The 26,677-nt window shown below is 62.4% G+C and carries 32 protein-coding genes; 21 read left to right on the top strand and 11 right to left on the bottom strand.

The genetic code is table 11. The features are described from left to right. Nucleotides 1-5 precede the first annotated feature (5 nt). Nucleotides 6-404, bottom strand: a complete 399-nt coding sequence (locus tag NKH43_RS15720; RefSeq protein ID WP_352858916.1) for a Kazal-type serine protease inhibitor family protein — start codon at nt 402-404, stop codon at nt 6-8. 506 nt (nt 405-910) lie between these two features. On the opposite strand from NKH43_RS15720, the gene NKH43_RS15715 reads away from it, so the two are divergent. The 3 genes from NKH43_RS15715 (at nt 911) to NKH43_RS15705 (ending at nt 2,167) form a co-directional block, all read left to right on the top strand. Then, a complete protein-coding gene (locus tag NKH43_RS15715; RefSeq protein WP_006202520.1) occupies nt 911-1,123 on the top strand; it encodes a cold-shock protein in 213 nt (70 codons plus the stop codon). A 229-nt stretch (nt 1,124-1,352) separates the two neighbouring features. Further along, complete coding sequence (locus NKH43_RS15710) at nt 1,353-1,565, top strand: cold-shock protein (protein WP_006202521.1); 213 nt, start codon at nt 1,353-1,355, stop codon at nt 1,563-1,565. Between the two features lie 191 nt (nt 1,566-1,756). Continuing rightward, complete coding sequence (locus NKH43_RS15705) at nt 1,757-2,167, top strand: BA14K family protein (RefSeq protein ID WP_023719178.1); 411 nt, start codon at nt 1,757-1,759, stop codon at nt 2,165-2,167. An 80-nt stretch (nt 2,168-2,247) separates the two neighbouring features. On the opposite strand, the gene NKH43_RS15700 is transcribed toward NKH43_RS15705, so the two are convergent. The 3 genes from NKH43_RS15700 to NKH43_RS15690 all read right to left on the bottom strand — a co-directional run bounded on the left by NKH43_RS15700 (nt 2,248) and on the right by NKH43_RS15690 (nt 4,424). After that, complete coding sequence (locus NKH43_RS15700) at nt 2,248-2,889, bottom strand: MBL fold metallo-hydrolase (RefSeq protein WP_023719179.1); 642 nt, start codon at nt 2,887-2,889, stop codon at nt 2,248-2,250. A gap of 181 nt (nt 2,890-3,070) precedes the next feature. After that, nucleotides 3,071-3,385: a hypothetical protein gene (locus NKH43_RS15695; RefSeq protein ID WP_023719180.1), complete on the bottom strand. Its 315-nt coding sequence runs from the start codon at nt 3,383-3,385 to the stop codon at nt 3,071-3,073. Nucleotides 3,386-3,530: 145 nt separating this feature from the next. After that, nucleotides 3,531-4,424: a branched-chain amino acid aminotransferase gene (locus tag NKH43_RS15690; protein ID WP_352858914.1), complete on the bottom strand. Its 894-nt coding sequence runs from the start codon at nt 4,422-4,424 to the stop codon at nt 3,531-3,533. Nucleotides 4,425-4,673: 249 nt separating this feature from the next. Between NKH43_RS15690 and NKH43_RS15685 the strand changes: the two genes are divergently transcribed. The 4 genes from NKH43_RS15685 (at nt 4,674) to NKH43_RS15670 (ending at nt 8,601) form a co-directional block, all read left to right on the top strand. Further along, nucleotides 4,674-5,201, top strand: a complete 528-nt coding sequence (locus tag NKH43_RS15685) for a MarR family winged helix-turn-helix transcriptional regulator (RefSeq protein ID WP_023719182.1) — start codon at nt 4,674-4,676, stop codon at nt 5,199-5,201. Next, entirely contained in the window at nt 5,188-5,907 is a 720-nt protein-coding gene (locus tag NKH43_RS15680) for a response regulator (RefSeq protein ID WP_023719183.1), read from the top strand. The genes NKH43_RS15685 and NKH43_RS15680 overlap by 14 nt, the downstream gene beginning before the upstream one ends. A 51-nt stretch (nt 5,908-5,958) precedes the next feature. Beyond that, nucleotides 5,959-7,374: an ATP-binding protein gene (locus NKH43_RS15675; RefSeq protein WP_352858912.1), complete on the top strand. Its 1,416-nt coding sequence runs from the start codon at nt 5,959-5,961 to the stop codon at nt 7,372-7,374. 204 nt (nt 7,375-7,578) lie between these two features. Continuing rightward, nucleotides 7,579-8,601 carry a glycosyltransferase family 4 protein gene (locus tag NKH43_RS15670; RefSeq protein ID WP_352858910.1) on the top strand — a complete coding sequence of 341 codons (1,023 nt, stop codon included), beginning with the start codon at nt 7,579-7,581 and terminating at the stop codon, nt 8,599-8,601. An 11-nt stretch (nt 8,602-8,612) separates the two neighbouring features. Here the strand turns inward: NKH43_RS15670 and NKH43_RS15665 are convergent, their stop codons facing one another. From NKH43_RS15665 to NKH43_RS15655, 3 genes are all read right to left on the bottom strand, one after another. Further along, nucleotides 8,613-8,972, bottom strand: coding sequence for a tRNA-binding protein (locus tag NKH43_RS15665; RefSeq protein WP_023719186.1), 360 nt, complete (start codon nt 8,970-8,972; stop codon nt 8,613-8,615). A gap of 6 nt (nt 8,973-8,978) precedes the next feature. Next, on the bottom strand, nt 8,979-9,479 hold the full coding sequence (locus NKH43_RS15660; RefSeq protein ID WP_023678420.1) for a type III secretion system chaperone family protein: 501 nt from the start codon (nt 9,477-9,479) through the stop codon (nt 8,979-8,981). A 329-nt stretch (nt 9,480-9,808) separates the two neighbouring features. Then, entirely contained in the window at nt 9,809-10,111 is a 303-nt protein-coding gene (locus NKH43_RS15655; RefSeq protein WP_023719187.1) for an accessory factor UbiK family protein, read from the bottom strand. 130 nt (nt 10,112-10,241) lie between these two features. Between NKH43_RS15655 and lgt the strand changes: the two genes are divergently transcribed. The 6 genes from lgt to NKH43_RS15625 all read left to right on the top strand — a co-directional run bounded on the left by lgt (nt 10,242) and on the right by NKH43_RS15625 (nt 16,151). Beyond that, nucleotides 10,242-11,093, top strand: coding sequence for a prolipoprotein diacylglyceryl transferase (gene lgt, locus NKH43_RS15650; RefSeq protein WP_352483082.1), 852 nt, complete (start codon nt 10,242-10,244; stop codon nt 11,091-11,093). After that, a complete protein-coding gene (locus tag NKH43_RS15645; protein WP_023719189.1) occupies nt 11,090-12,178 on the top strand; it encodes a class I SAM-dependent methyltransferase in 1,089 nt (362 codons plus the stop codon). The genes lgt and NKH43_RS15645 overlap by 4 nt, the downstream gene beginning before the upstream one ends. A gap of 169 nt (nt 12,179-12,347) precedes the next feature. Beyond that, complete coding sequence (pgeF, locus tag NKH43_RS15640) at nt 12,348-13,136, top strand: peptidoglycan editing factor PgeF (RefSeq protein ID WP_023719190.1); 789 nt, start codon at nt 12,348-12,350, stop codon at nt 13,134-13,136. Next, on the top strand, nt 13,136-14,287 hold the full coding sequence (locus NKH43_RS15635) for a M24 family metallopeptidase (RefSeq protein ID WP_023678425.1): 1,152 nt from the start codon (nt 13,136-13,138) through the stop codon (nt 14,285-14,287). Before pgeF ends, NKH43_RS15635 begins: the two co-directional genes overlap by 1 nt. Before the next feature lie 54 nt (nt 14,288-14,341). Beyond that, complete coding sequence (locus tag NKH43_RS15630; RefSeq protein ID WP_352858908.1) at nt 14,342-14,962, top strand: hypothetical protein; 621 nt, start codon at nt 14,342-14,344, stop codon at nt 14,960-14,962. A 253-nt stretch (nt 14,963-15,215) separates the two neighbouring features. Continuing rightward, nucleotides 15,216-16,151 carry a ribose-phosphate pyrophosphokinase gene (locus NKH43_RS15625; protein ID WP_023678427.1) on the top strand — a complete coding sequence of 312 codons (936 nt, stop codon included), beginning with the start codon at nt 15,216-15,218 and terminating at the stop codon, nt 16,149-16,151. Between the two features lie 97 nt (nt 16,152-16,248). Here the strand turns inward: NKH43_RS15625 and NKH43_RS15620 are convergent, their stop codons facing one another. Then, on the bottom strand, nt 16,249-17,130 hold the full coding sequence (locus NKH43_RS15620; RefSeq protein ID WP_352858906.1) for an AraC family transcriptional regulator: 882 nt from the start codon (nt 17,128-17,130) through the stop codon (nt 16,249-16,251). A gap of 129 nt (nt 17,131-17,259) precedes the next feature. Between NKH43_RS15620 and NKH43_RS15615 the strand changes: the two genes are divergently transcribed. Then, on the top strand, nt 17,260-18,501 hold the full coding sequence (locus NKH43_RS15615; RefSeq protein WP_352858904.1) for an MFS transporter: 1,242 nt from the start codon (nt 17,260-17,262) through the stop codon (nt 18,499-18,501). A gap of 114 nt (nt 18,502-18,615) precedes the next feature. Here the strand turns inward: NKH43_RS15615 and NKH43_RS15610 are convergent, their stop codons facing one another. Further along, on the bottom strand, nt 18,616-19,293 hold the full coding sequence (locus tag NKH43_RS15610; protein ID WP_352787744.1) for an ArsR/SmtB family transcription factor: 678 nt from the start codon (nt 19,291-19,293) through the stop codon (nt 18,616-18,618). A 94-nt stretch (nt 19,294-19,387) separates the two neighbouring features. Between NKH43_RS15610 and NKH43_RS15605 the strand changes: the two genes are divergently transcribed. From NKH43_RS15605 to NKH43_RS15575, 7 genes are all read left to right on the top strand, one after another. Continuing rightward, the gene (locus tag NKH43_RS15605; RefSeq protein ID WP_023719195.1) at nt 19,388-19,882 is read left to right on the top strand and encodes a DUF2938 domain-containing protein; all 495 of its coding nucleotides are present in this window, start codon (nt 19,388-19,390) and stop codon (nt 19,880-19,882) included. Nucleotides 19,883-20,136: 254 nt separating this feature from the next. Continuing rightward, nucleotides 20,137-20,781, top strand: a complete 645-nt coding sequence (locus NKH43_RS15600; protein ID WP_023719196.1) for a 50S ribosomal protein L25/general stress protein Ctc — start codon at nt 20,137-20,139, stop codon at nt 20,779-20,781. Nucleotides 20,782-20,804: 23 nt separating this feature from the next. Continuing rightward, entirely contained in the window at nt 20,805-21,530 is a 726-nt protein-coding gene (pth, locus tag NKH43_RS15595) for an aminoacyl-tRNA hydrolase (RefSeq protein ID WP_352858902.1), read from the top strand. Between the two features lie 110 nt (nt 21,531-21,640). Continuing rightward, nucleotides 21,641-22,744 carry a redox-regulated ATPase YchF gene (gene ychF / locus NKH43_RS15590; protein ID WP_023719199.1) on the top strand — a complete coding sequence of 368 codons (1,104 nt, stop codon included), beginning with the start codon at nt 21,641-21,643 and terminating at the stop codon, nt 22,742-22,744. A 215-nt stretch (nt 22,745-22,959) separates the two neighbouring features. Next, on the top strand, nt 22,960-23,934 hold the full coding sequence (corA, locus tag NKH43_RS15585; protein ID WP_352858900.1) for a magnesium/cobalt transporter CorA: 975 nt from the start codon (nt 22,960-22,962) through the stop codon (nt 23,932-23,934). Between the two features lie 135 nt (nt 23,935-24,069). Further along, on the top strand, nt 24,070-24,531 hold the full coding sequence (locus NKH43_RS15580; RefSeq protein ID WP_352482086.1) for a MaoC family dehydratase: 462 nt from the start codon (nt 24,070-24,072) through the stop codon (nt 24,529-24,531). Further along, complete coding sequence (locus NKH43_RS15575) at nt 24,528-24,998, top strand: MaoC family dehydratase (protein ID WP_023719202.1); 471 nt, start codon at nt 24,528-24,530, stop codon at nt 24,996-24,998. The genes NKH43_RS15580 and NKH43_RS15575 overlap by 4 nt, the downstream gene beginning before the upstream one ends. Nucleotides 24,999-25,041: 43 nt before the next feature. Here the strand turns inward: NKH43_RS15575 and NKH43_RS15570 are convergent, their stop codons facing one another. After that, nucleotides 25,042-25,587 carry an adenine phosphoribosyltransferase gene (locus NKH43_RS15570; RefSeq protein ID WP_023719203.1) on the bottom strand — a complete coding sequence of 182 codons (546 nt, stop codon included), beginning with the start codon at nt 25,585-25,587 and terminating at the stop codon, nt 25,042-25,044. 214 nt (nt 25,588-25,801) lie between these two features. Continuing rightward, a complete protein-coding gene (locus tag NKH43_RS15565) occupies nt 25,802-26,674 on the bottom strand; it encodes a cytochrome c1 (RefSeq protein ID WP_352846592.1) in 873 nt (290 codons plus the stop codon). Nucleotides 26,675-26,677: the final 3 nt, after the last annotated feature.

Below are 26,677 nucleotides of genomic sequence, written 5' to 3'. Positions count from 1 at the left end.
GTGCGCTAGCACGGCCCATCATCGACGACCCGATAATCCGCCGCGCGGGCCTCGCATTCATTGGGGAACGTGCGCAACTCGCCATGGCGACGGGCACAGACGGGGCGGTATTCGCGGGTACAGAATGTCTGTTCCTCGCCGCCGCCACCACCGCCACGGCACTCGCCTTCACGGATGATGCGGTATCCGGCCCGTTCGGCAAGGCAGGCATTGGCGAAGGTCTGGCGGTCGCCGCCGCGCCTGGCGCAGACCGGGTCATATTGCTTGGTACAGAATTGCGGCCCCGGCCGTGGTGGGCGCGGCCTTGGCCCCTCATCGACCACGACGGTGCAGGCCGCAAGAATTGCCGACAGGAACAAGATGGAAAAACCCTGCCGCGAGAAGATTGCCGCAAGAAGCCGCATGAACATTCCCTCCCTCGAAACTCCCGCCCCCGCGTAATCGCGCCTGCATCGGGCCGATCTTCGTCAATCTCGCCATTCTGCTGCCAAATGCAACCCCCGTTTGCAGCCTGGCGCATGCAAACCAAGGCGGTATGCCGGCGCAAAGCCAAACAGCACCGGCCCAGCTTGCTGGACCATGCCTGGGTTGCGTCTGGCCGATGACCGCGCGGAGAACCAGTTCTATCGGTGCGATGCGTCGGGATGCGCCTGTTGGGCAGCCCGCGGCTCTATCTTGCAAGCATCACGTTTCCGTGCGATAAATTTTGTGTTCGGGCATTTGCGACCCGGAGAGCGGAACGTTTTGGACGACCTTTCCCCGATACTGTGAATCTCTGACAGCCCCGTTTTCGGCGGGGGGTTTTACCATGCGCCAATGCATGACTGCCGAAGCAACCACCGGGACTTGCCCACGGCGCCAGGCGGCGGGCGGAACCACCAAGACTGACACGGGTGAAGGAGTTTCCCCAATGGCCCAGACCGGCACCGTTAAATTCTTCAACGCTACCAAAGGCTTCGGCTTCATTACGCCCGATGGCGGCGCCAAGGATGTATTCGTCCACATCTCGGCGATAGAGGCTTCCGGGCTGCGCACGCTCGTCGACGGTCAGAAGGTCACCTTCGATGTCGAGCCCGACCGTATGGGTAAGGGTCCGAAAGCGGTCAATCTCCGCGCCGCCTGAACGGCGGCGTGCCGCGCGTCCTTTCGGGTGTGTGAGGATGCTGCAAGGCTTTTGGTGTGAACTCGAATTTTATAAAGGCGCGGCGGTTTTCGTCGCGCCTTTTGTGTTCCGGGATGCTTGCCGGCACCCGCAAAACTTTCTCTTGCCGATGGCACTAAAATAAAGGACAAATTTCCGTCCGGGCATTTGCCGGCCCGAGACTGGACTTGTGGGATCAAAGGAGCTTCCCATGCCGCAGACCGGCACCGTCAAATTCTTCAATCACGCCAAGGGCTTCGGCTTCATCACGCCGGACGACGGGGCAAAGGATGTCTTCGTCCATATTTCGGCCGTGCAGGCGTCGGGTCTTCCCGGTCTTGAGGATGGGCAGAAAGTGACATTCGACACCGAGCCGGACAAGCGCGGCAAGGGTCCGAAAGCCGTCAACCTGTCGATCGGCTGAACCAGCCCCGGACAGAATGGACGTGGGCCGGTCTGGCCTGCGGTGTTTGCCGCATGTTTGAACCCCAGTTAAATGAACCGCTTGGTCAAATTTCGTTCAGCCCCCGTTCAGCCACGGTCGCATATTAATCTTCGTTAAAGCCGGACCGCATCCCCCCGAAAACGACCCGGGCCGGCACGAAGGAGACCGACATGAACGGAATTTTCAAGACTGCCATCCTGTCCGCCGCGGTCGTTGCGACCACGCTTGCGACCTTGCCTGCGGCCAGTGCCGATGAATGGCGCCATCACCGCCGCCACCACGGCCACGGCGACGCCGTTGCGGCCGGCGTCCTTGGTCTTGCGGCCGGTGCCTTGATCGGCGGTGCCCTCGCCAGCCCGCAGCCCCGCTATTACGACCCGGCCTATGATGATGAATACTACCGGCCTGCCCCGGTGCGCCGTTATTACGTGCAGCCGCGAGTAGCCTATGCCGAAAGCTATGCGGAGCCGTGGACCCGCGGCTGGTACGAATACTGCTCGGACCGCTACCAGAGCTTCAACGCGCGTACCGGCACGTTCACTGGCTATGACGGCGAACAGCATTTTTGCACCGCCAATTAAGACAGTTTTCCTGTCCTGAACAAAAGCGCTGCCCGGTGGGTGGCGCTTTTTGTTTTTCGCGGTTTCAGACCAGGCCGGCTTTAGACCAAATAAGGATTGCTCCGCCGCTCCTCACCAAAACGGCCGCCGGGACCATGGCCACAGATGAAGCCGATGTCGTCGCCCAACGGCAACAGCTTCTCCTTGATCGAGGCGATCAGCGCGGCGTGGTCGCCGCCCGGCAGGTCGGTGCGGCCGACCGAACCGCGGAACAGCACGTCGCCGACATGGGCGAACTTCGCCGCCCGGTTATAGTAGACGATGTGGCCGGGTGCGTGGCCCGGACAATGGAATACCTCAAACACCTGTGAGCCAAACGAAACGGTCTCGCCCTCGGCGAGGAACCGGTCGGGGACACAGTTGCGCACGGGATCGGTGATGCCGTAGCGCTTTGCCTGGTTCTGGAGATTGGCGAGCAGCGGACGGTCGGCGGCATGCGGGCCGATGATCTCGATATCGAGCGCCTCCTTCAGTTCCATGGCCCCGCCGGCATGGTCGATATGGCCATGCGTGATCCAGATCGCGCCGGCAGTGATCGCATTGTCCTTGAGCGCCGCCAGCACCTTGTCGATGTCGCCGCCCGGATCGACGACGACGCCCTGTCTGTCGTCCATGTCGAAGAGGATGGTGCAGTTCTGTTGGAACGGCGTGACCGGCACGATGCCGGCGTTGAGCTGACCCATATTTGTCCTTTCACACTGTCGGAGCTCCGCGCGTCCCCTCGAACGCGTCAGGAAAGCTCTAACCTTGTTGAATCAGGCCCTGATGTAGAGACACACGCGGACGGCGTCCACCGCTCCCGCAAACGGCAAACGAAATGGGCGGCCGAAGCCGCCCATTTGAAAAGCCTGAAACGTCGAAAGCTTATTTCTTCATCGCGTTCATGACCGCACCGATGATGCCGGTCAGGATGGCGCCGCCGCCGGCACCGCCAACGATGTTGGGAATGTTCAACGCGCTGCCGGCCCCTGCCGCCGTGGCGGCTGCTGCCGGATCGACCGCCCCACCGCCCAGCAGGCTGCTGAGGATGGCCGCCCCGCCGACGCCGCCAACAGCGCCGCCCAGGATTTTGGGAAGCTGACCCATCGCCGCCGTCTTGATAGCCGCGCCCACCGCCTGACCACCGATGATACCCGTAATCACCTGAATAATGATCGGAAGAAGCGTGTTCATATCCATATTTCCAATCCCTCCATAGCTGCCAGCCTCCCGGGCCGACGCCATCATGAGACGCCGAATTGGACGAAAGTCAAATGCGCAAACGCTTAAATAAAAGGGGCGGCCCGAAAACCGCCCCTACTTGATAAAAAAGCTGTGACTTTCGTTATTCTGCAGCAATCGCGTGGTTGGGTTGAACGGCTGCAGAATAGTCATTCATCAGCGTCTTGGCGATCTCACCGACCTCGAATCGGTACGGGCCGATCTCCGAAACCGGCGTCACCTCGGCCGCTGTCCCGGTGAGGAAGCACTGCTGGAAGCCTTCAAGCTCTTCCGGCATGATGGCGCGCTCGATCACCTCCAAACCGCGGTCCTTGGCAAGGCCGATGACCGTGCGGCGGGTGATGCCATCGAGGAAGCAATCGGGCTTGGGCGTATGGATCTTGCCGTCCTTGACGAAGAAGATGTTGGCGCCTGTCGCTTCCGCCACCTGGCCACGCCAGTCGAGCATCATGGCGTCGGCATAGCCCTTGGCCTCGGCGGCATGCTTGGACATGGTGCAGATCATGTAGAGGCCGGCCGCCTTCGATTTCGACGGTGCGGTGCGCGGGTCGGGGCGGCGCCATTCGGCCATGTCGAGGCGGATGCCCTTCAGCTTCTGCGCCGGGTCGAAATAACTCGGCCACTGCCAGATGGCGATGGCGCAGTTGATCCGGCTGTTCTGCGCCGAAACGCCCATTTGTTCGCTGCCGCGCCACGCGATCGGCCGGACATAGGCGTCCTGGAAACCTTGCTTCTTCAACAGCGTGCGGCAGGCGTCGTCGATCATGGCGACCGAGTAGGGTATCTTGAAGCCAAGCAGGCGCGCCGACTCATGCAGGCGTTCGGTGTGGTCGGTCAGCTTGAAAATTTCGCCGCCATAGGCGCGCTCGCCCTCGAATACCGCGCTGGCGTAGTGCAGCCCGTGGGTCAAGACGTGGATCTTGGCGTCGGCCCATTTGACGAATTCGCCGTTCATCCAGATAAAGCCGTCCAGTTGGTCGAAGGGAACGGATGCCATGGTAACCTCCCGCGGGCGGCAGCCCGCACATCATTGTGTCGTTGCGTGTTTCGCCTCGGCCGCCGCGGGCGGCCATTGTCTCAAAGCGTAGGCGGATATTTAAGGTCTGGCAAACTCAGGAAGTTCCGGAAAAAAGGGCTTCGTTTGCCTTTTCGTTCGCAATCCGCCGAAAAGCTTGCCAAAAATTACCATCGCGCGGAAAATACGTCAATAGTGCTGACATAATTTCCTGCTTCACACGGAGAAAAGATGACGAGCCACGCAGCCGCAGAGCCGATCAGGACGGCGATCACCGACGAGGATGGCATCGATTTCGCCATCATCGAGTTGTTCTTCTTCGCCTATCGCGACTTTACCTCCGATCCGGACCAGATCCTGGCCGACTACGGTTTTGGCCGTGCTCATCACCGGGTTCTGCATTTTGTCAATCGCCGGCCCGGCCTGACGGTCGCCGAGCTCCTCGACGTGCTCAAGATCACCAAGCAGAGCCTGGCGCGCGTGCTCAAGCAACTGATCGACACCGACCATATCGTGCAATTGCAGGGCCCTCGCGACCGCCGCCAGCGCGAGCTTTATCCGACGGCCAAGGGCCGTGCGCTGGCGCTGGCACTGGCGCGGCCACAGTCGCGCCGCATCCATGCTGCATTGGAGGATTCCGGAGCCACCGAACGCGCCGTTATCGAACGGTTCCTTGAGGCGATGGTCAATCCGGAACTAAGGGCGCAGATCGACATTGTGCCCGCAAAGATGTCAGGGAAAAGCCATGGAGACCATTGAGAGGGTTGATCATCCGACAGCACCGGAAGACGACGCGCCGCATCTGCTGGTGGTCGACGACGACACCCGAATCCGCAATCTTCTGAAACAGTATCTGACCGAAAACGGTTTTCGCGTCACCGTTGCCGGAAATTCCGGCGAGGCGCGGCGCAAGCTCACCGGCCTCGATTTCGATCTGATCGTGCTCGACGTCATGATGCCGGGTGAAAGCGGCGTCGATCTCACCAAGGCGCTGCGGGCGGAAAAGAACGTACCGATCCTGATGCTCACCGCACTGTCCGAAACCGACAGCCGGATCACCGGGCTCGAGGCCGGCGCCGACGACTATCTGCCAAAACCGTTCGATCCGCGCGAGCTGATCCTGCGCATCAACAATATCTTGCGCCGCGGCGGCCCCGCGACGACGCCCAAGGTCGAACAGCTGGTCTTCGGCCCCTATACCTTCCAGATCGCCAGGCGTGAGCTGAAGCGCGGCGGCGAGGCGCTCAAGCTGACGGACCGCGAGCAGGAAATCCTGGCGATCTTCGCTGCGCGTGCCGGCGAAACGATACCGCGGCATGAGCTTGTCGGCGACGAGTCCGAGGTCGGCGAGCGCACGATCGACGTCCAGATCAACCGGCTGCGCCGCAAGATCGAACGCGATCCGTCCAATCCGGTCTGGCTGCAGACCGTGCGCGGTATTGGGTATCGGCTCAGCGTGGAATAGAATGCCGCCGACAGCGGTCCTTTGCTGGGCCGCCGGTGAGCGAAAAGACGAATGGCGACCACGCAACTCGAACGGCCGGAAGATGGCGGCTTCAGCGCCCGCGCGACGCGGGCGCTGAAGGCCGTGCCGCGCGCTTGGAACCGTTTCTGGCGCCTGGTGTCGCTTTACATGCCGAAGCGGCTCTATGCCCGCTCGCTGATCATCGTCATCGCGCCAATGATCATGCTGCAGTCGGTCGTCGCCTTTGTCTTCATGGAGCGCCATTGGCAGACCGTGACGCAGCGCCTGTCGCAGGCCACGGTGCGCGACATCGCCGCCATCATCGACCTGATAGAGACCTATCCGCACGACGCCGACTACGCCAACGTCATCCGCATCGCCCAGGATCGCATGCAGTTGAAGGTCGACCTCCTGCCGCCCGACCCACTGCCGCCACCCGGGCCAAAGCCGTTCTTCTCGATCCTCGACGAGATCCTTTCGTCCGAGATCACCCGCCAGATCAACCGTCCGTTCTGGATCGATACGGTCGGCAATTCCAATATCGTCGAGGTCCGCATCCAGCTTGAGAACAAGGTGCTGCGCGTCTTCGTGCGCCGCAGCCAAGCCTATGCGTCGAATACCCATATTTTCCTGATCTGGATGGTCGGTACCTCACTGGTGCTGCTGATGATCGCCATTCCCTTCCTGCGCAACCAGATCCGGCCGATTCTGACGCTGGCCGAGGCGGCCGAGAGCTTCGGCAAAGGCCGGCCGATGCCGCGCGATTTTCGCCCGCGCGGTGCCGAAGAAGTCCGCCGCGCCGGCTTTGCCTTCATCCAGATGCGCGAACGCATCGAACGCCAGCTCGAGCAGCGCACCGCCATGCTGAGCGGCGTCAGTCACGATCTGAGGACCATCCTCACCCGCTTCAAGCTGCAATTGGCGCTGGCCGGGACCAAGGCGGCCGACACCCAGGCACTCGACCAGGACATCGACGACATGCAGTCGATGCTGGAAGGCTACCTTGCCTTTGCACGTGGCGAAGCATCGGAAGACGCCGGCCGGTTCGACCTCGAAGCCTTCTTCGAAAAGCTTCGCGAGGAAGCCGCGCTGCGCAAGCGCAAGCTGTCGACCGTGCTTGCCGGCGATCCGCACGTCCATGTGCGCCCCAATGCCTTTGCCCGGCTGCTGTCCAACGTCGTCGGCAATGCATTCCGCTATGCCAAGACGGTGGAGATCAATGCCAATCATGGACGCGGTTCGCTGCTCGTCACTATCGACGATGACGGTCCGGGCATTCCGCCCGAAAAGCGGGAGGATGTATTCAAGCCTTTCGTGCGGTTGGACGAGGCCCGCAACCTCGACGCCAGCGGCACCGGCCTTGGCCTTTCCATCGCACGCGACATTGCCCGCAGCCATGGCGGCGACATCGTCCTCGAACGCAGCCCGCTCGGCGGCCTGCGGGCGGTGATCAAGGTTCCGGCTTGACGGGAGCGAGGCCGGCCTTCATCCGCCCGTCATGAAACCATGGTGAAGAGCGCCAATGAAGCGCGCGATCCTGATTGATTCGGCCCTGCGGCCTCATTTCGACCCCGCGCCTGCCCGGGTGCGCTGGTGCGAGGCCAGAGCGGCGGCGTGGTCGCCGTTCAGGCATCGCGGCAAAGCAATCAAGCTCTCCGCCAAGGGACCGCCATGCGCATCCTGATGGTCACCGATGCCTGGCGCCCGCAAGTCAACGGCGTCGTCCACACGCTGGAGCGCCTCTCGGAGACCCTGAAATCCTTCGATGTCGAGACGGACTTCCTGACGCCGAACATCTTTCGCACCTTGCCTCTGCCGACCTATCCCGACATCAGGCTGGCGCTGACGACGCCGCACCGCGTGGCGCAGCTGATCGAGGCACGCAAGGCGGATCACATCCATATCGTCACCGAAGGACCGCTCGGCATTATGGCGCGGCGCTACTGCCGCAAAGCCGGCCGTCCGTTCACGACCAGCTATCACACACGTTTTCCGGAATATCTGAGCGCGCGTCTGCCGGTGCCGGAAGCATGGGCCTATCGCTGGCTGCGCGATTTCCATAATTCAGGACAGGGCACGCTGGTCGCCACCCAGTCGCTTGCCGACGATCTTGCGGCACGCGGCTTCACCAAGCTTCGGCCATGGACGCGTGGCGTCGATACCGATCATTTTCGGCCGGATAAAAGAAAGGACCTGGGACTTCCGGGACCGATCTTCCTCTGCGTCGGCCGCGTCGCGATCGAGAAGAACCTGCCGGCTTTCCTCGACCTGGACCTGCCCGGCAGCAAGGTGGTTGTCGGCGAAGGGCCGGAATTGGCGAAGCTGAAGGCCAGATATCCCGATACCCATTTTCTCGGCCATCGCCCGAACGACGAACTGGCCGAGATCTACGCCTCGGCCGACGTCTTCGTCTTCCCCAGCCGCACCGACACATTCGGCAACGTCATTATCGAGTCGTTGGCCAGCGGCACGCCTGTCGCAGCCTATCCCGTCACCGGGCCGATCGATATTGTGGGCGACGGCATAGGCGGCGCAGTCTCGCAAGAGCTGAGGCAAGCAGCGCTCGCCGCGCTTCTCGTCGACCGCACCGAGGCGCGGCAACGTGCTATGCGCTACAGCTGGAAGGCCTGCGCCGAAATGTTCATGGAAACGGTCGAAGGAGCACTGGGTACCACGCGAAAACTGGCCGCCTGAGCAAACCGCAGTTAGAATAACCTGCCGCCGTCCGGCACCTTACGCTCGATCGCGCCGAGGACGACGGCGCCCTCTTCATCGGGAAAACCGAGCGTCAGCACTTCCGACATGAATGGCCCGATTTGACGCGGCGGGAAATTGACCACCGCGAACACCTGCCGGCCGATCAGGCTTTCAGGTGTATAGTATTTCGTGATCTGGGCCGAGGATTTCTTCACCCCGATCACGGGACCGAAATCGATTTTCAACTTGATCGCCGGCTTGCGCGCCTCGGGAAAAGGCTCGGCCTCGACGATCGTGCCGGCGCGGATGTCGACGCGGTCGAAATCGGCGAAGCTGATCTCGGGTTTTCTCGCGTTGCTCGAACTCATCGACGGTCAGGCGTTTCCGTAGGTTTCGAACAGCACGCCGGCGAGCGCGTCCTTGGCCGAAGTCCCCGACCAGACGACGAACTGGAAGGCCTGAAAATAGCATTCGCAGGCTTCCAGCGCCGACGACAGCAGCACCTCGACCTGCTGGCTCGACGGCTCAACCCCACCGGCCAGCAGCAGCGACTGGCGGAACATGATGGCGCCTTCCTGCTCCCAGAGGTCGAAATGCCCAAACAGCATCTGTTCGTTGATCAGCGAAAGCAGCCGCATCACCTCGAGCGCGCGCGCCTCAGGCACCTTGATGTCGAAAGCGCAGGCCAGGTGCAGCGCCTCGTAGTCCTCCATCCAGGAGAATGAAACGTGGTAGTCGGTCCAGCTTCCGGCGACCGAGATCGAGATCTCGTCATCGCCGGCCCGCTCGAAGGACCAATCGTTGTTGTGCGCCACCTGCTCGATAACATCCACCGGATGGATTTCGCGGGAGAATTCGAGTTCGAGAAGTTCCATGAAATGCTTCCTGTCGTTCTGGGAGCGCCACCACACGCTCCGCGGGAGAGGCACACTCGAACAATTCTGCCTAGAACTCGGACGGCCAGGACTTCGTCAACGCAAAGACCCCGGACCGGACCCCACCGCCCGGCGCATGACCCTGCTCCGAATCATGCAACAAATTCAGTCTATTGATCGGGAGTCGCGTGACCAGCCCAATTTTTCGCACTGCGTCATTCGCATGTGGAAAGGCGCTGTCGGAAAGATCCACGCAGTACCGGTAAGCGATTCACGACAAAGCGCTTTTTGCGATCCGGCTTTGTGGAAAAGTTTAACGAATATTTTTATTATTTTTTTGCACGCGGCTTTGCCGAAGCCGCAGGCGCTGCCTGACCGGTCATTTCGGCAAGCTTGGCCTCGAGCGCTTCGATGCGAGCAGCGAGGCGGGTGTTTTCTTCCCTGGCCTTCGCCGCCATGTCGCGAGCGGCCTCGAATTCCTCGCGCTGCACGACGTCCATGGAGTTGAGTATCCGCTCGGCCTGGCCCCTGAAGGCGGTCTCCACCTCGCGCCGCACGCCTTGCGCGGCACCGGCTGCGTCGGTCATCAGCTTGGCGAATTCATCGAGAATGCGGTTCGGTCCGGTCGCCATGGCAAATCCTCGCTTGGTCGAATTGACGTAGTGGCGCACGATGCGGAATGCAAGCATGTGCTCGCCTTGACCCTGCCAAAACCCTGCCGCATGGTCCGCGCCCGAACGTGACCGGAACCGGGAGACCCTGTTGAGCGAATATTTGCTGCCGCTGGCTGCCCTGCCCTTCCCCAACATCGATCCGGTCATCGTCCGGATCGGACCGCTGGCGGTGCATTGGTACGGCGTCGGCTACATCGTCGGCATCCTGTTCGCCTGGTGGTATGCCAAGCGCCTCGTCACCAACCCGAAACTCTGGCCCGACGGCACCCTGCCGATGAAGCCCGTGGATCTCGACGACTTCATCGTCTGGGCGGCCATCGGCGTGGTGCTCGGCGGACGCACCGGCTACGTGTTGTTCTACGACCTGCCGCGTTACATCGCCAATCCGCTCGATGTCGTCGCCGTCTGGCAGGGCGGCATGTCGTTTCATGGCGGCCTGCTCGGCGTCATTCTCGCCATGACGCTGTTTTCCCGGGCGCGTGGCATCCGCACATGGTCGCTGTTCGACGTTGTTGCCGCCGGCGTGCCGGTGGGGCTTGGCCTCGTTCGCCTGGCAAACTTCATCAATTCCGAACTATGGGGCCGACCGACCGACGTTCCATGGGCATTCGAATTCCCCAATGGCGGCCCATTTGCACGCCATCCGAGCCAGATCTACGAGGCGCTGCTCGAAGGGCTGGTGTTGTTCCTTGTCCTGCGCTTTCTCACTCATTCGCGGCTCAAGCTGAAGACGCCGCGCTTCGTCGGCGGCGCCTTCATTGCCGGCTATGGCGCCTCGCGCGTCTTCGTCGAATTCTTCCGCGAGCCCGACCAGCAGCTCGGCTATCTCCTTGGCACGAGCTGGCTCACCATGGGCATGGTGCTGTCGCTGCCGATGGTGCTGGCCGGCATCTGGGCGATGGCTACAGCCAAGCCGGTGACAAAACCGCAGCCCGCATGACGCCGCTGAAGACACGCATCGCCGAGCTGATCGGTGCGGTGGGACCGATCCCCATCAGCGAATACATGGCGCTCTGCCTGTTCGATCCGCAGGACGGCTATTATACGACACGCGAGCCGTTCGGCGCCGCCGGCGACTTCGTCACCGCGCCGGAGATCAGCCAGATGTTTGGCGAGCTGGTCGCCGTCTGGCTCTACCAGGCATGGCTGGCGATCGGCCGGCCGACGCCGGTCGCCATCGCCGAAATAGGCCCCGGCCGCGGCACGCTGATGAGAGATATGCTGCGCACGCTTTCGCGGCTCGATCCGACGCTTACCGCCAGCGCATCATTCGCCTTGATCGAGACCAGTCCGCGGTTGACCGAGGTCCAGAAACGGACGCTTGCCGGGACGTCGGCCACCATCGCCTGGAATGAAACCATCGACACACTACCGCAGGGGCAGCTTCTGATTGTTGGCAACGAGCTGTTTGACGCGGTGCCTATTCGCCAGTTCGTCCGCGCCGGAGCCGGCTGGCGCGAACGGATGATCGGTCTCGACGATGCGAACCAGCTTCGCTTTTTCGTCGGCGCCGGCTCGCTCGACCCGATGCTGCTGCCGGAGGATGCCGAGAATGCGCCGCAAGGTGCGATCGTCGAGGTGGCGCCAGCCCGCGCCGCCCTGATGGCGGCCATCGCCGGGCGACTTGCCGGATTTGGCGGCGCCGGCCTGTTTCTCGACTACGGTCACCTCCAGCCCGGCATCGGCGACACCTTGCAGGCCTTGCGCAAGCACGGTCATGAGGACGTGCTGGCGAATCCGGGGGAGGCCGACCTCACCGCCCATGTCGATTTCGCTGCCCTCGCTGCAACCGTTCGGGCACACAGCCTCGATGCCCACCTCTCCACGCAAGGTGAATTCCTGCTCAAGATGGGGCTTCTCGAACGAGCTGGCCGGCTCGGCGCCAATGCCGATGAGGCAGCTCGTGAAAAGATCGCGGCCGACGTCGAGCGCCTCGCCGGTCAGCAGGCCATGGGCGAGCTCTTCAAGGTGCTTGCCATCCTTCCTCCCGGCATTGCCGTTCCGCCGTTCGCAAGCGCGGATTGACTTTTCGCTGTCGCCTCTACCACTCTCCCCTCTCCGGCTGCGCCCGACATCAACTGCACTCGCCTTCAACTGCGCCCGCCTTCAACTCGCCTACCTTCAACTTGCCTACCTTCAACTCGCCGCCTTCAACGCGCTTGACGAAATCGCCCATACGGACAACAAAGCCGCCATGCTGAATCAGACCAAACCGGATCCCGTTCGGTCGCCCTTGCTGGAAACGGCGCAAGGCATCCGCCACGGCTACTTCACACGCGTCGGCGGCATTTCCAGCGGCATCTACCGGGGCCTCAACATCGGCACCGGATCGAGCGACGACCAGACGCTGGTGCGCGAGAATCGCCGCCGCGTCGCCGAATGGATGGGCGTGGCGGCAAGCCATCTGCTGACTGCTCATCAGGTTCATTCGCCGGACGTCGTCATCGCCAGGGAACCTTTTGCCGGCGAGCGTCCCAAGGCCGACGCCATCGTCACCGACCGGCCGGGCATTGCCATCGGGGCCTCGACCGCCGATTGCGGACCGGTCCTCTTCGCTGACGCCGAGGCGTGCATTATCGGAGCCGCCCATGCCGGCTGGAAAGGCGCTTTCACGGGAGTGCTGGAAAACACCATCGCGGCAATGGAAAGCCTCGGCGCCCGGCGTGACCGCATCGTCGCAGTGCTCGGTCCTTCCATCGGCCCACAGAATTACGAAGTCGGACCGGAATTCGTCGCGCGCTTCGTCGACGCCGATGCCGGTAATGCCCGCTATTTCGCGCCCTCCGCAAATGCCGGACACGCGATGTTCGATCTCAACCGCTACACGGTCGACCGGCTGACCAAGGCTGGCGTCAATGCCGAAGGGCTCGGCCGCTGCACCTATGCCGAGGAAGAGCTTTTCTACTCCTATCGGCGCAGCACGCATCGCAACGAGCCCGACTACGGACGGCAGGTTTCGGCAATCGTTTTGGAGACTGACTGATGGCGCTGCATTTCGAACGCTCGGAATTCGACGCGCGGCGCGATCGACTGATGATCGAGATCGCCGAAAAGAAGCTCGACGCCGTCCTGCTGTTTGCGCAGGAAAGCATGTATTGGCTAACCGGCTACGACACGTTCGGCTTCTGCTTTTTCCAGTGCCTGGTGGTCAAGGCCGACGGCTCGATGGTACTGCTGACGCGTTCGGCCGATTTGCGCCAGGCACGCCACACCTCGATCATCGACAACATCGTTTTGTGGACGGATCGCAACGGCGCCAATCCGGCGGTCGACCTGCGCAATTTGCTCAACGAGCTTGACCTGCTCGGCGCCCGCATCGGCGTCGAATACGACACCCACGGCCTGACGGCATATAATGGCCGGCGCCTCGACGAGCAGTTGCAGACCTTCGGGCAGATCGCAGATGCCTCTGGCATTGTCAGCCGGCTGCGGCTGTTCAAGAGCCCGGCCGAAATCGCCAAGGCGGAAAAAGCCGCAAATCTGGCCGACGACGCGCTGGACGCAGCACTGCCGCTGATCAAGCAGGGCGGCGATGAGGCGCTGATCCTCGCCGCCATGCAAGGCGCGATCTTTGCCGGCGGCGGCGATTATCCGGCCAACGAGTTCATCATCGGCTCGGGCGTCGACGCCCTGCTCTGCCGCTACAAGGCCGGTCGCCGCAAGCTCACCAAGAACGACCAGCTGACACTCGAATGGGCCGGTGTCTTCCATCACTACCATGCGGCAATGATGCGCACGGTGTTGACCGGCAAGGTATCGAAACGCCACCAGGAATTGTTCGATGCCGCCCGCGCCGCGCTACTTGCAGTCGAGAAGGCGATGACACCTGGTAATACGTTCGGCGACGTGTTCGACGCCCATGCCCGCACGCTCGAAGCCCACAATTTGACCAAGCACCGGCTCAATGCCTGCGGTTATTCGCTCGGCGCCCGCTTCACCCCGTCCTGGATGGATATGCCGATGTTCTATCAGGGTAATCCCGAACCGATTGCGCCGAACATGACGCTGTTCGCCCATATGATCATCATGGACTCCGAAACCGAAACGGCGATGACCCTTGGCCGCACCTACCTGACGACCGAATCCCAGCCGAAGCCGCTGTCCCGCCATGATCTCGACTTGATCGTGCAGTGAATCCATAATGGAAAGAGTGTGAGGGGCGTTCGTCGCCAAGGAGTTTTCAGGCTAATGAGACGATCGCATGTGACGACCGTGTCATTGCTCGCGGCGCTGGCGCTGGCGGCTTGCACCAATGCGAAGGACGTTCTCGAACCCTCGGCCATCGCCCCGCAATCGACCCAATCCCTGCCCGGAGCCGGCGGCGCCGCAACGCCCCCCTCAACTGCGGCGCCGTCTTCCGGCACCGCGCCAACTGCAGATACAGCGCAGCCTTCCGCTGCAGCAGCCGTGCCGCCCGCCAAAAGCGCGGCTGCCATTGCGCGAACCCGGCTGCAGGTCGCGCCGATCGTCGGCGCCTCGGTCGAAGCCGCGACACCGCTGACCGCCGAGCTTCAGACACGCGCCAGGCAGCGCGGCATCACCTTGGCCGGCAGCACCGACCAAACCCCAACGCATGTGCTCAAGGGCTATTTCTCGACCATGACGGAAGGCAAGGACACCACCGTCATCTATGTCTGGGACATCTATGACCCGGCCGGCAACCGGCTGCATCGCATCAACGGCCAGCAGAAGGCGCCCTCCGTCGGTGGCGGCGAAGGCTGGGCGGCGGTCGCGCCGGCGACCATGCAAGCGATTGCCGACCAGACAATCGACCAGTTCGCCACCTGGCTTGGCGGCGGCGCCGGCTGACCTGGAGCATGATTCCGAAAAGTGGAATCCGGTTTTCGGAAAAGAGCATGCTCAGACTGAAAGATAGAAGCTATCCCGATTCCGTCGGCATCGAAGTGGACCTATCGCCGCGTCGTCAAGCCGTAAGCGTTTATTGAGATTAGCCGGCGGATTCCCATTCACGACGCTTGCAATACCGGCGCGGGCCGCTAAAAGCCCGACTAAGAGGCTGGAGTGCTATCGGAGTCTCTCAATCCTTCGCCAGGAACGGTGCATGAAGCTCTTCGCGGGCAATTCCAACAGGGTGCTGGCCGAATCAGTCGCCCGCTACCTCAACATTCCGCTGGGCAAGGCCAGCGTCAGGCGCTTCGCCGACCAGGAAATCTTCGTCGAGATACAGGAGAACGTGCGCGGCGAGGACGTCTTCATCCTGCAGTCCACCTCGTTCCCGACTAACGATCATTTGATGGAACTGCTCATCATGATCGACGCCTTCATGCGCTCCTCGGCCAAGCGCATCACTGCGGTTATTCCTTATTTCGGCTATGCCAGGCAGGATCGCCGAGCCTCCGGCCGCACACCGATCTCGGCCAAGCTGGTCGCCAACATGATCACCAGGGCGGGCGTCAACCGGGTGCTGACCCTGGATCTCCATGCCGGCCAGATTCAAGGGTTCTTCGACATCCCGACCGACAATCTGTTTTCCGTGCCGGTCATGGCCCGCGACGTAAAGGCGAAATACAAGCAGCTTGCCAATGTCATGGTGGTGTCGCCGGATGTCGGCGGCGTGGTCCGCGCCCGCGCGCTCGCCAAGCGCATCGACGCCCAGCTTGCCATCGTCGACAAGCGCCGCGAGCGCCCCGGCGAATCGGAAGTCATGAACGTCATCGGTGACGTGCGCGGCAAGGATTGCCTGTTGATCGACGACATCATCGATTCGGGCGGCACGCTGTGCAATGCGGCCGATGCGCTGCTTGCCGATGGCGCCACCAGTGTCACCGCGTATACTACCCATGGCGTTTTGTCCGGTGGCGCCATCGCCCGCATCGGCGCCTCGAAACTGCAGGAACTGGTCATCACCGATTCCATCCAGCCGACCCAGGCAGTGCTGGACGCCGCCAATATCCGCGTCATCTCCATCGCCGAACTGATGGGCGAGGCGATCTCGCGCACGGCGACCGAGGAATCGGTGTCGAGCCTGTTCGATTAATGCGTGTCGCGCAAAGTGCAGCGGTTTTGCGATAACGACATGCATAAAAGCAAGAACCCAAAGCGCGTCGCATGAGGCCGGTCGAACGCGACGCGCTTTAGGGCTGCGACTCAGGCCGAGCCGGACCGCCTATTCGCCGCACACCTTCGCCAGCATCACGGGCGCCTCGCATGTAACCGCGTGGCGAGGCTCCCAGCATGCGCTTGAACATGGTGATGAACGCCGGCACGCTGTCATAGCCGAGATCGAGCGCCACCCTTGTGATCGGCTCGCCGTCGGCCAGCCGTGGCAGGGCCGCGAACAGGCAGGCCTGCTGGCGCCATGTCGACAGCGACAATCCGGTCTGGCGATGAAAGGCGCGGGTAAACGAGCGGCGGCTCATGCCAACGACAGCAGCCCACTCGTCGATTGTCGCATGCGGTGACGGTGCCGAGACGAAGCGCCGGCATAGCGCCGCCAGCCTTGCATCGGACGGGAACGGAAGGCCGAGCGGCCGTTCCGGCAGATTCGGGATTTCGTGCAGCAGGAGCTTCATGATCAGTCCGCCCCGCCCCTCCAGCTCGGCGCCCTGCGGCAGCTTTTCCGATTCCACGATCAGGCTGTGCATCAGGTCGGTGATGCCGACGACACGCAACCCGTTCGGCAGGCCGGGAATGGCCTCGGGCATCACATAGACGGACCGCATGCTGACGTCGCCCAGCATCTCCACGGAATGTTCGGTGCCGGCCGGGATCCACATCGCATGGTCGGGGGGCACCATCCAGCGCCCATGCCGCGTCGTCACCAGCACGACACCGACCAGCGCGTGCAGCAACTGGCTGCGGCTGTGATGGTGCCGTGGCACGTGATAGCCGTCCGGATATTCGGTCGGCAGCGCCACCGCCGGCCCGACGGCCTGCTCCAGCCATTGCCAGCGACGCTTATGCAACAGCCCGAGATCCGTATCGCCCGCTCTGAACATTTCCCTGCCATGCGGCATCAGCTATGGCCCACTTGCGAAACTATTGGACCAAACCACGAAAGAAGTCGCGTGACAAGCAACGTATAAGGCAGCCGGCCCATAAGACCGCCTGCGGGAGCGCCCGCCAAAAAGACCACGGAGCCTGCCTTGACCGATACCACAGCAACCGCCGACGCCAAGCCGGCAGTGGCCAGCCACATTTCAGCTCAGGCGACGGCCTTCACCGTCATCCTGGCGGTGAGCTTCTGCCATTGCATCAACGACATCATGCAGTCGCTGCTGTCGGCGATCTATCCGCTGCTGAAGGACAATTACGGTCTCGATTTCTGGCAGATCGGCCTTTTGACTTTCACCTTCCAGGTGACGGCATCCTTGTTGCAGCCGGTGATCGGCATGATTACCGACAAGCGGCCGATGCCGTATTCGCTGCCCTACGGCATGGCCTCTTCGCTGATCGGCCTGGTCGTGCTGGCCTATGCTGGACATTACTCGCTGCTCCTCATCGGCGCCTCGCTGATCGGCATCGGCTCGGCGATCTTCCACCCGGAATCTTCGCGGATCGCGCGCTTCGCCTCTGGTGGCAGGTTCGGCCTGGCACAGTCGCTGTTCCAGGTCGGCGGCAATTTCGGCCAGGCCATGGGGCCGCTGCTGGCAGCCTTCATCGTCGTGCCCTTCGGCCAGACCAGCATCGCCTGGTTCGCCGGCGGCTCGCTGATCGGCATCATCGTGCTGTGGCAGGTCGGCGGCTGGTACAGCCGCCTGCGTGCCGCGCAGGGCCCCCGCAAGGCGGCAGGCTTCGTCTCGCCCTTCCCGCGCCGCAAGGTGATGGGAGCGCTGCTGGTGCTGACGCTGCTGGTTCTGACCAAGAACGCCTATATTTCCAGCCTTGCCAGCTATTATACCTTCTATTCCATCCATAAATTCGGCGTTTCAGTCCAGATGTCGCAAGTCATGCTGTTCCTGTTCCTCGGCGCCTCGGCCCTGGGCATCCTGCTCGGCGGCCCGTTCGGCGACCGCTACGGGCAGAAGGCGATGATCTGGTTCTCGATCGTCGGCGTGCTGCCCTTCACCCTGGCCCTGCCCTATGCCAATTTCGAGTGGACGATGGTTCTCACCGTGCTGATCGGCCTGATCCTGTCCTCGGCCTTCTCGAACATCGTCGTCTTCGCCCAGGAACTGGTGCCCGGCCGCGTCGGCATGATCGCCGGCATCTTTTTCGGCTTCGCCTTCGGCATGGGCGGCATCGCGGCCGCCGTGCTTGGCGTCGTCGCCGACATGAAAGGCATCGATTTCGTCTTCCAGGTCTGCTCGTATTTGCCGCTACTCGGGCTGCTGACGGTTTTTCTGCCTAACATGAAGGAAGCGAGGAAGGTGACCACGGTCGGGTGAAGCCCGGGTTCGGTTTCCAAGCGAATCCCCTCTTCCGACGCGCCCGTCCAGCCGCCGTGCCATCGCCCGCTGCGGTTATTTGGGCCAGGCCCGGCGACGCCGATTTGGCGGCCGTCAGCCGCTTTCGTAGTTCGTTCCCTCTACACCCAGGCCTGCAGCTGCCCACTCGGGCAAGCCGCCTTCGAACCGGCGCGAGGCCCAGCCTCGTGCCCTCAGGATTGCCAAAGCGTCGGCCGACAGAACGCACTGGACCCCACGACAATAGGCGACAACGACCTTCTCTCGTGGAAGCTCCGCAAGCCGCTGCTCCAGCTCATCAGCGGGAATGTTGATCGCACCCGGCAAATGCCCCGTCGCGAATTCGTTCTGCGGCCTGACATCGAGCAGCACGACTTCGTCGTTTCGCATGCGGCGCACGAGTTCCTCGCGCGAGATGTTTTCCAGCCTGTCCGGCTGGCTAATGCTGTCGTTGATAAACTCACGGATCTGCTCGCGTCTATGGTTTGCAAGGCTTCGCAGCGCCGCGAACACGTTTTCGATAGGGCCATCTGCAAGCCGGTACAGAACGCGTTTTCCGTCTCGCCGGGTCTGCACCAGGCCCGCTCGCTTGAGATGTTGAAGATGCTGCGACGTATTCGCCAATGCGATCCCCGAAAGCTGCGTCAGCTGCTCGACGGCCAGTTCGCCATCGGCAATGTGACGCAGCAGAACCAGCCGGTGGGCATGCCCCAAGGTGCGGGCGAGATCCGCTACTTCGTCGAAGATCGGGTGGTGAACGTCCGTGCTTTTCATATGACTTGGCTAGCATTAATCAATCAATCAATCAATATGTTGAATGATTGATTCTAATTGGTTAATGTCTGACGGGTGAAACAGGAGAGCAAAAATGTTGGAGTTCGTTGTCCGTGCGGCCGTCATTGGTATCGGCGCGACAGCCCTGATGGACCTTTGGGGATGGTTTCTGAAGCGAATGCTCGCGATTCCATCGCTTGATTACGCCTGGGTCGGCCGCTGGATCGGACACTTTCCGCGTGGCCGTTTCGCGCACGCGAATATCGCGCAAGCTGCTCGCGTTCGCGGCGAAACCGCCATTGGATGGAGCGCACATTACGCGACCGGCATCGTATTTGCCGCGGCGCTGATTGGAGTGTGGAGCCTCGACTGGGCACGGCACCCGACAGTGCTTCCGGCCCTGTTGGTCGGCGTCTGCACCATCGTCGCCCCGTTCTTCGTGATGCAACCGGCTTTTGGGATCGGCATCGCGGCTTCGAAAGTTCCCAATCCGCGCACTGCGCGCCTGCGCAGCCTTATGACCCATCTGTCCTTTGGCGTCGGACTGTACATTGCAGCATTGCTTTCGGCACTGCCGTTTCCGGCCTGACATTGATGGGACACGGTCCGTCCCTGGGCACCTTCCGCCCCGCTTGCACCTCGCGCCGCCTTCCGCTATAGAGCCGCCACCCGCGTAGACACCCTTGGAGGCAACGCGGCGGAAGGCCGCCTTCCCGCATGATCCCGAAAAGTGGATTCCGGTTTTCGGACCAGGTCATGCGTTAGCTATGTCGGCTTTCGACGTTTACGGCCCCGGCACGTTGCCGGCCGCGAACGCTCCAGAACAACGCGAAAGGAAATGCCATGAGCCACGATACTTACGAGCTCAAGGCCGAAGCGCGCGAACAGGTCGGTAAGGGGTCCGCCCGTGCAGTTCGCCGCAACGGTAAAGTGCCTGCAGTGATTTACGGCGACAAGCAGCCTCCCCTGGCGATTGCGCTGACCTATAAGGACATCTACTACAAGATCCATGGCGGCGGGTTTCTGACCACGGTCGCCACGATCGATGTCGACGGCAACAAGATCCAGGTTCTGCCCAAGGACTTCCAGCTCGACCCGGTCAAGGATTTCCCGGTCCATGTCGATTTCCTGCGCATCGGCAAGGACACCGAAGTCAATGTCGACGTGCCCGTGCACTTCATCAATGAAGACAAGTCGCCCGGCATCAAGCGCGGCGGCGTGCTCAACATCGTGCGCCACGAGGTAGAATTCCACTGCCCGGCCAATGCGATCCCGGATTTCATCACCATCGATCTCACCGGCACCGATATTGGCGATTCGATCCACATTTCGGCCGTCACCTTGCCGGCCGGCGTCAAGCCGGTGATCTCCGACCGTGACTTCACCATCGCGACCATTGCCGGCTCCTCGGCGATGAAGCCGGAGGCCGTAGAAGAGACGACTGAAGCGGCTGCGCCCGAAGCGGCTCCTGCCGCCGAAGAGAAGTAACCCCTTCCCGCCCGGAGGCGACGATGCTTGTCTTTGCAGGCCTCGGCAATCCGGGCGCGAAATACGCCAACAACCGGCACAATGTCGGCTTCATGGCGGCGGACGCGATCGCCCGCCGCCATTCCTTTTCGCCTTGGTCGAAGAAATTCCAGGGGCTGATCGCCGAAGGCACGCTTGCCGGCGACAAGGTGATCCTGATCAAGCCGCAGACCTTCATGAACCTGTCCGGCCAATCGGTCGGCGAAGCCTTGCGCTTCTATAAGCTCGGCCCTTCGGCGCTGACTGTCTTTTATGACGAGATCGACCTTACCGCCGGCAAGGTTCGGGTCAAGGTCGGTGGCGGTTCCGGCGGCCACAACGGTATCCGCTCGCTCGACCAGCACGTCGGCAAGGATTTTCGCCGTGTGCGCATCGGCGTCGGCCACCCCGGCGTCAAGGAAATGGTGCACGGCCATGTGCTCGGCGATTTCGCCAAGGGCGACCGCGAATGGCTGGACGTGCTGCTCGACGCAATCGCCGATGGTGCCGGATTGCTTGCCAAGGGCGACGACAATTCGTTCATGAATCGCGTGACGCTGGCGCTGCGCGACAAGCTCACGCCGACGGGCGACGACGACCGCCCGCCACCCAAGGCGCCAAAGGTGCAAAGCCATGTCCGCCAGGCGCGGCCGCAGCAGCCAGCGGCCAAGCTGCCCGAAACCGGCCCGATGGCGGCGATGCTGAAGAAGCTTTTTGGCGGCAAGGATTGAGCCATGGCGCCGTCAGCGCCGCGGGCATGAGTGCACAGGGCTTGACGATCGTCGGCGCTTTCGCCCATAGCCCTGATCAAATTTCGATTTCCCGATAGGACCGGACAAAAATGGGTTTCAAATGCGGCATCGTTGGCTTGCCCAATGTCGGCAAGTCGACGCTCTTCAATGCGTTGACCAGGACGGCGGCGGCACAGGCCGCCAATTATCCGTTCTGCACCATCGAGCCGAATACCGGTGAGGTTGCGGTGCCCGACCCGCGCCTGCAGAAGATCGCCGCGATCGGCAAGTCGAAGGAGATCATCCCGACGCGCATCTCGTTCGTCGACATTGCCGGCCTGGTGCGCGGCGCCTCGAAGGGTGAAGGGCTGGGCAACCAGTTCCTCGCCAACATCCGCGAGGTCGACGCCATCGTCCATGTGCTGCGCTGTTTCGAGGATGACGACATCACCCATGTCGAGGGCCGCATCGATCCTGTCGCCGATGCCGAGACCGTCGAAACCGAATTGATGCTTGCCGACCTCGACAGCCTCGAGCGCCGCATCGTGCAGATCCGCAAGCGTGCCGCCGGCAAGGACAAGGAGGCAGCGACCGTACTTCCCATGATGGAAGCGGCGCTTGAACTACTGCAGGCCGGCAAGCCCGCCCGCATCCTGCTCAACGGCATCTCGGCTGAGGATCTGCGCATCCTGCAGGGACTGAACCTTTTGACGTCGCACCCGGTGCTTTACGTGTGCAACGTCGCCGAAGCCGATGCCGCCATCGGCAACGCCCATACCAGGGCGGTCGAGCAGATGGCGGCCGCGCAAGGTGCCCGCACCGTTGTGATTTCGGCGGCGATCGAGGCCGAGGTCGCCCAGCTCTCGGACGAAGAGGAAATGGAATTCCTGGCAACGCTCGGCCTGGACGAACCCGGCTTGAACAAGGTCATCCGCGCCGGCTACGAGCTGCTGCAGCTCATCACCTACTTTACCGTCGGGCCGAAGGAGACACGCGCCTGGACCGTGAACAAGGGCGCCAGGGCGCCGCAGGCGGCAGGCGTTATCCACACCGATTTCGAGCGCGGCTTCATCCGCGCCCAGACCATCGCCTATGACGACTTCGTCAGGCTGGGCGGCGAAGTGGCGGCTAAGGAGGCCGGCAAGGCGCGCGACGAAGGCAAGGAGTATGTCGTCCAGGACGGCGACATCATGCTGTTCAAGTTCAACACCTGACCAGGCGAGGGAGCCCAGCAGCCACCATTGCCGCCGCTCGATGACAAACTTCAAAGCAGGGTGTCGCAGTGCCTCTTGCGCTGCTTGACGGGCCGTCGTGCGGGGTCTAAGGGGCCTCTGCACCGGCCTCGCGCCTCACCTGCCCGTGTCCGTGCGATCTGACTGACGCGCCCCTCCAACGAACGCTCTTTGGCAACAGCAAGGGAGACCCGGCGATGATCAAGGCCTTCGTCGTCGACAATGATCGCCTGCGCCTGGTCGACGATCTCCTGCAGAACAGCGACACTGTGGTCTGGGTCGACCTCTTCAACCCGACAAAGGAAGAAGAGAAGACAATTGAGACCTGGCTCGGCATCGCCGTTCCGACCCGCGAAGAGATGGAAGAGATCGAGATCTCGAGCCGTCTCTACGTCGAGGACGGCGCCTACTTCATGACCGCCATTCTGCCTGCGCAGACCGAGGTGGACGATCCGTTGATGTCGCCGGTTACCTTCGTGCTCGCCGGCAGCAGGCTGATCACCGTGCGGTACCACGAACCGAAGGCGTTTAAGACCTTTCCGCAGCGCGCCGAGAAGGTGGCGACCGGTTGCACCAGCGGCGACACCATCCTGATCGGACTACTGGAGGCGATCGTCGACCGCCTCGCCGACATTCTGGAGCGCGCCGGCCGCGACGTCGAGGCGATCTCGCGCGACATCTTCGAGGCACGCTCGACCAAGGTTTCCAAGCGCAACCGCGACTTCCAGGAGCTGTTGAAAGGCATTGGCCGCAAGGAGGATCTCGCCTCCTCGGTCCGCGACAGCCTGATCTCGCTGCAGCGCCTTGCCGGCTTCCTCGCCCATGCCTCCACGCAGACCAGGATGAGCAAGGATACCCGCGCCCGCATCAAGACCTTGTCGCGCGATGTGCTGTCGCTCGCCGACCACGCCACGTTCCTGTCGCAGAAGATCAGCTTCCTGCTCGACGCGACGCTCGGCATGATCTCGATCGAGCAGAACGCCATCATCAAGATCTTCTCCGTCGCCGCTGTCATCTTCCTGCCGCCGACGCTTGTCGCTTCAATCTACGGCATGAATTTCGACATCATCCCCGAGCTCAAATGGCACTTTGGTTATCCCTTCGCCATCGGCATGATGGTGCTTTCGGCAATCCTGCCCTTCTGGTATTTCCGCCGCCGCGGCTGGCTGTAGGGTCATCAATACCTCCGCTGCGGCTTGGGCGCCGCAGGCTGGCGCACTAGAAATTGCTTGACCAAATGCCGCGCTGCCTGCATCCGGGACCCCGACCCGCAGCGATCGTACAATCCTGAACAGGATTTCCAGACCATGACCGCAAAGACCTGGGCTTATGAGGATTTTGTCGAGGGCGCTTCGCTCGACCTCGGCACCAAGCTGGTAAGCGCCGCCGAAATCATAGAATTCGCCGGCGAGTTCGATGCCCAGGCGATGCATCTCGACGAGGCTGCGGGTAAGGCCAGCATCCTCGGCGGGCTGGCGGCTTCGGGTTGGCACACCTGCGCCATGTTCATGCGCATGCTGTGCGATGCCTTCCTGCTCGACTCGACCTCCCAGGGCGCGCCAGGCGTCGACCAGGTCAAATGGAAACGGCCGGTCCTGGCCGGCGACCTGTTGAGCGGCAGCACCACCGTCCTTGCCAAGCGCCTGTCTAGATCGAAGCCCCGGCTTGGCCTGGTGACCATGCGCAGCGAGTTGTTCAACCAGCGCGGCGAAGGTGTTTTCGAGCTCGAAAACACCGTCATGTTCCTCACCCGCGAGGGCAGTGCGTGAGCCTCGACGAATTCTTCTGCATCGGTATCACCGTCACGCTCGGTTCGCATCGATTCGAACCGGAGGCGATCAAGGCGTTCGCCCGCAAATACGATCCGCAAGTTTTCCACATCGATGAAGAGGCGGCGAGGAACAGCATATTCGGCGGGCTCTGCGCCTCGGGCTGGCACACCGCCGCCACCTGGATGAAATTGAACCTCCAGGCTGGCATAGAGGCAGAGGTCGCCCGCTGGCCCGGCCCCGGGCCGGTGCCGGAATTCGGCCCCTCGCCCGGCTTCAAGAACCTCAAATGGCCCAAACCTGTCTATGCCGGGGAAACCGTGACTTTCACCCGCACGGCGCTGGCCCACCGCCCCATTGCCTCGCGACCGGGCTGGCGGCTGCTGACGCTCCGCTCAGAGGCCTTCGATTCGACGGGCGACAAGGTGATCGAATTCGAAAGTGCCGTGCTGGTGAAGGTGGGGTGAGCGGAATTCTTCCCTTCTGCCACGGGGGAGAAGGAAGAAACGCTCAATGCCCCTCAAACCCGATCAGCGTCCTCACCGGCACGCCGAGCCCCTCTAACCTCTCGCGGCCGCCAAGGTCCGGCAGGTCGATGACGAAGCAGGCGGCGAGAATGTCGGCGCCGATCTGCCGCAATAGCTTGACGGCCGCCTCCGCCGTGCCGCCGGTGGCGATCAAATCGTCGACGAGGATTACCTTCTCGCCCGGAGAAACACCGTCCTTGTGCATCTCCATCTCGTCCAGGCCGTATTCCAGGCTGTAGGCGACGCGCACCGTCTCGTAAGGCAACTTGCCCTTCTTGCGGATCGGCACGAAGCCGGCTGAGAGCTGGTGGGCGATGGCGCCGCCGAGGATGAAGCCGCGCGCCTCGATGCCGGCGATCTTGTCGATCTTCAGGCCGGCATAGGGATGCACCAGTTCGTCGATCGCGCGGCGGAAGGCCCGCGCATTGCCGAGCAGCGTGGTGATGTCGCGAAACAGGATGCCCGGCTTGGGATAATCCGGAATGGTGCGGATCGCGGCAAGCAGCGTCTCTTCGAGCGAGGACTTCATCAAGCGGCTCTCCGGGCCATTCAGATTCGGCTAAAGACGTGAAAGGAATTGGCCAATCGTAACCCGGTGCAGCCAAGTCCGGCTACCGCCATGTGACGCCTGACGGAAAATTGTCCGGCAAAGGGCCTTGTTCAGCGCCGGCTGCGATGAATCGACATGCCTGCAATGAAAAGGGCGCCTTTCGACGCCCTCGCATTCTCTTATATCGCAGGGCTCAGTGCGCCACGCCGGCCCACACCTTGCGCTTGGTCAGGTAGACCAGTGCGCCGAACAGCAGCAGGAAGACCAGTACGCGAAAGCCGGTCTTTTTGCGGTCCTCGAGGTGCGGTTCTGCCGCCCACATCAGGAAGGCCGACACGTCGCGAGAATACTGGTCGACCGTCTGCGGCGCCCCGTCATCATAGGTAACCTGGCCGTCGGAGAGCGGCTTCGGCATCTTCAGCGACACGCCGGACAGGAAGAACGGATTGTAGTGCGTGCCTTCTGGTATGACCATGCCCGCCGGCGGCTGTTGGTCGTAGCCGGTCAGCAGCGAGTGGATGTAGTCGGGGCCGCCCTGGGCATATTGCGTAAAGATGTCGAACACGAAGCGCGGGAAGCCGCGCTCGACGCCGCGCGCCTTGGCCAGCAGCGACATGTCGGGCGGTGCTGCACCGCCATTGGCCGCCGCCGCCGCTTCCTCGTTGGGGAACGGCGGCGGAAAATGGTCGGACGGCTTGCCGGGACGATCGAACATGTCGCCGGCATCGTTCGGGCCGTCATGGATCGTATATTCGGCCGCCAGCGTCTTGATCTGCGCATCCGAATAGCCAAGGCCTTCCAGCGTACGGAACGCCACCAAATTCATCGAATGGCAGGCCGAGCAGACTTCCTTGTAGACCTTGAGCCCGCGCTGCAGCTGGGCCTTGTCGTAGGTGCCGAATGGCCCGGCGAAGCTCCAGTCCATTTCCTTCGGTTCGTCAATCGGGAAATGCGTCGGCGCCGCCTCATTGTGCGCCTCTTCCTGGGCGCTCGCTCCAGTGCCTGTGGCCCCAATGCCCGCGGCCACAAGGCCAAGCAGCGCCAACGAGGCGAGAATCTTCTTCATGCC

It is taken from the genome of Mesorhizobium sp. M1163 (assembly GCF_040318415.1).
Lineage (GTDB): Bacteria > Pseudomonadota > Alphaproteobacteria > Rhizobiales > Rhizobiaceae > Mesorhizobium.
Note: the sequence above shows the minus strand (reverse complement) of the source record. Positions and strands in the feature narration are given on the sequence as shown.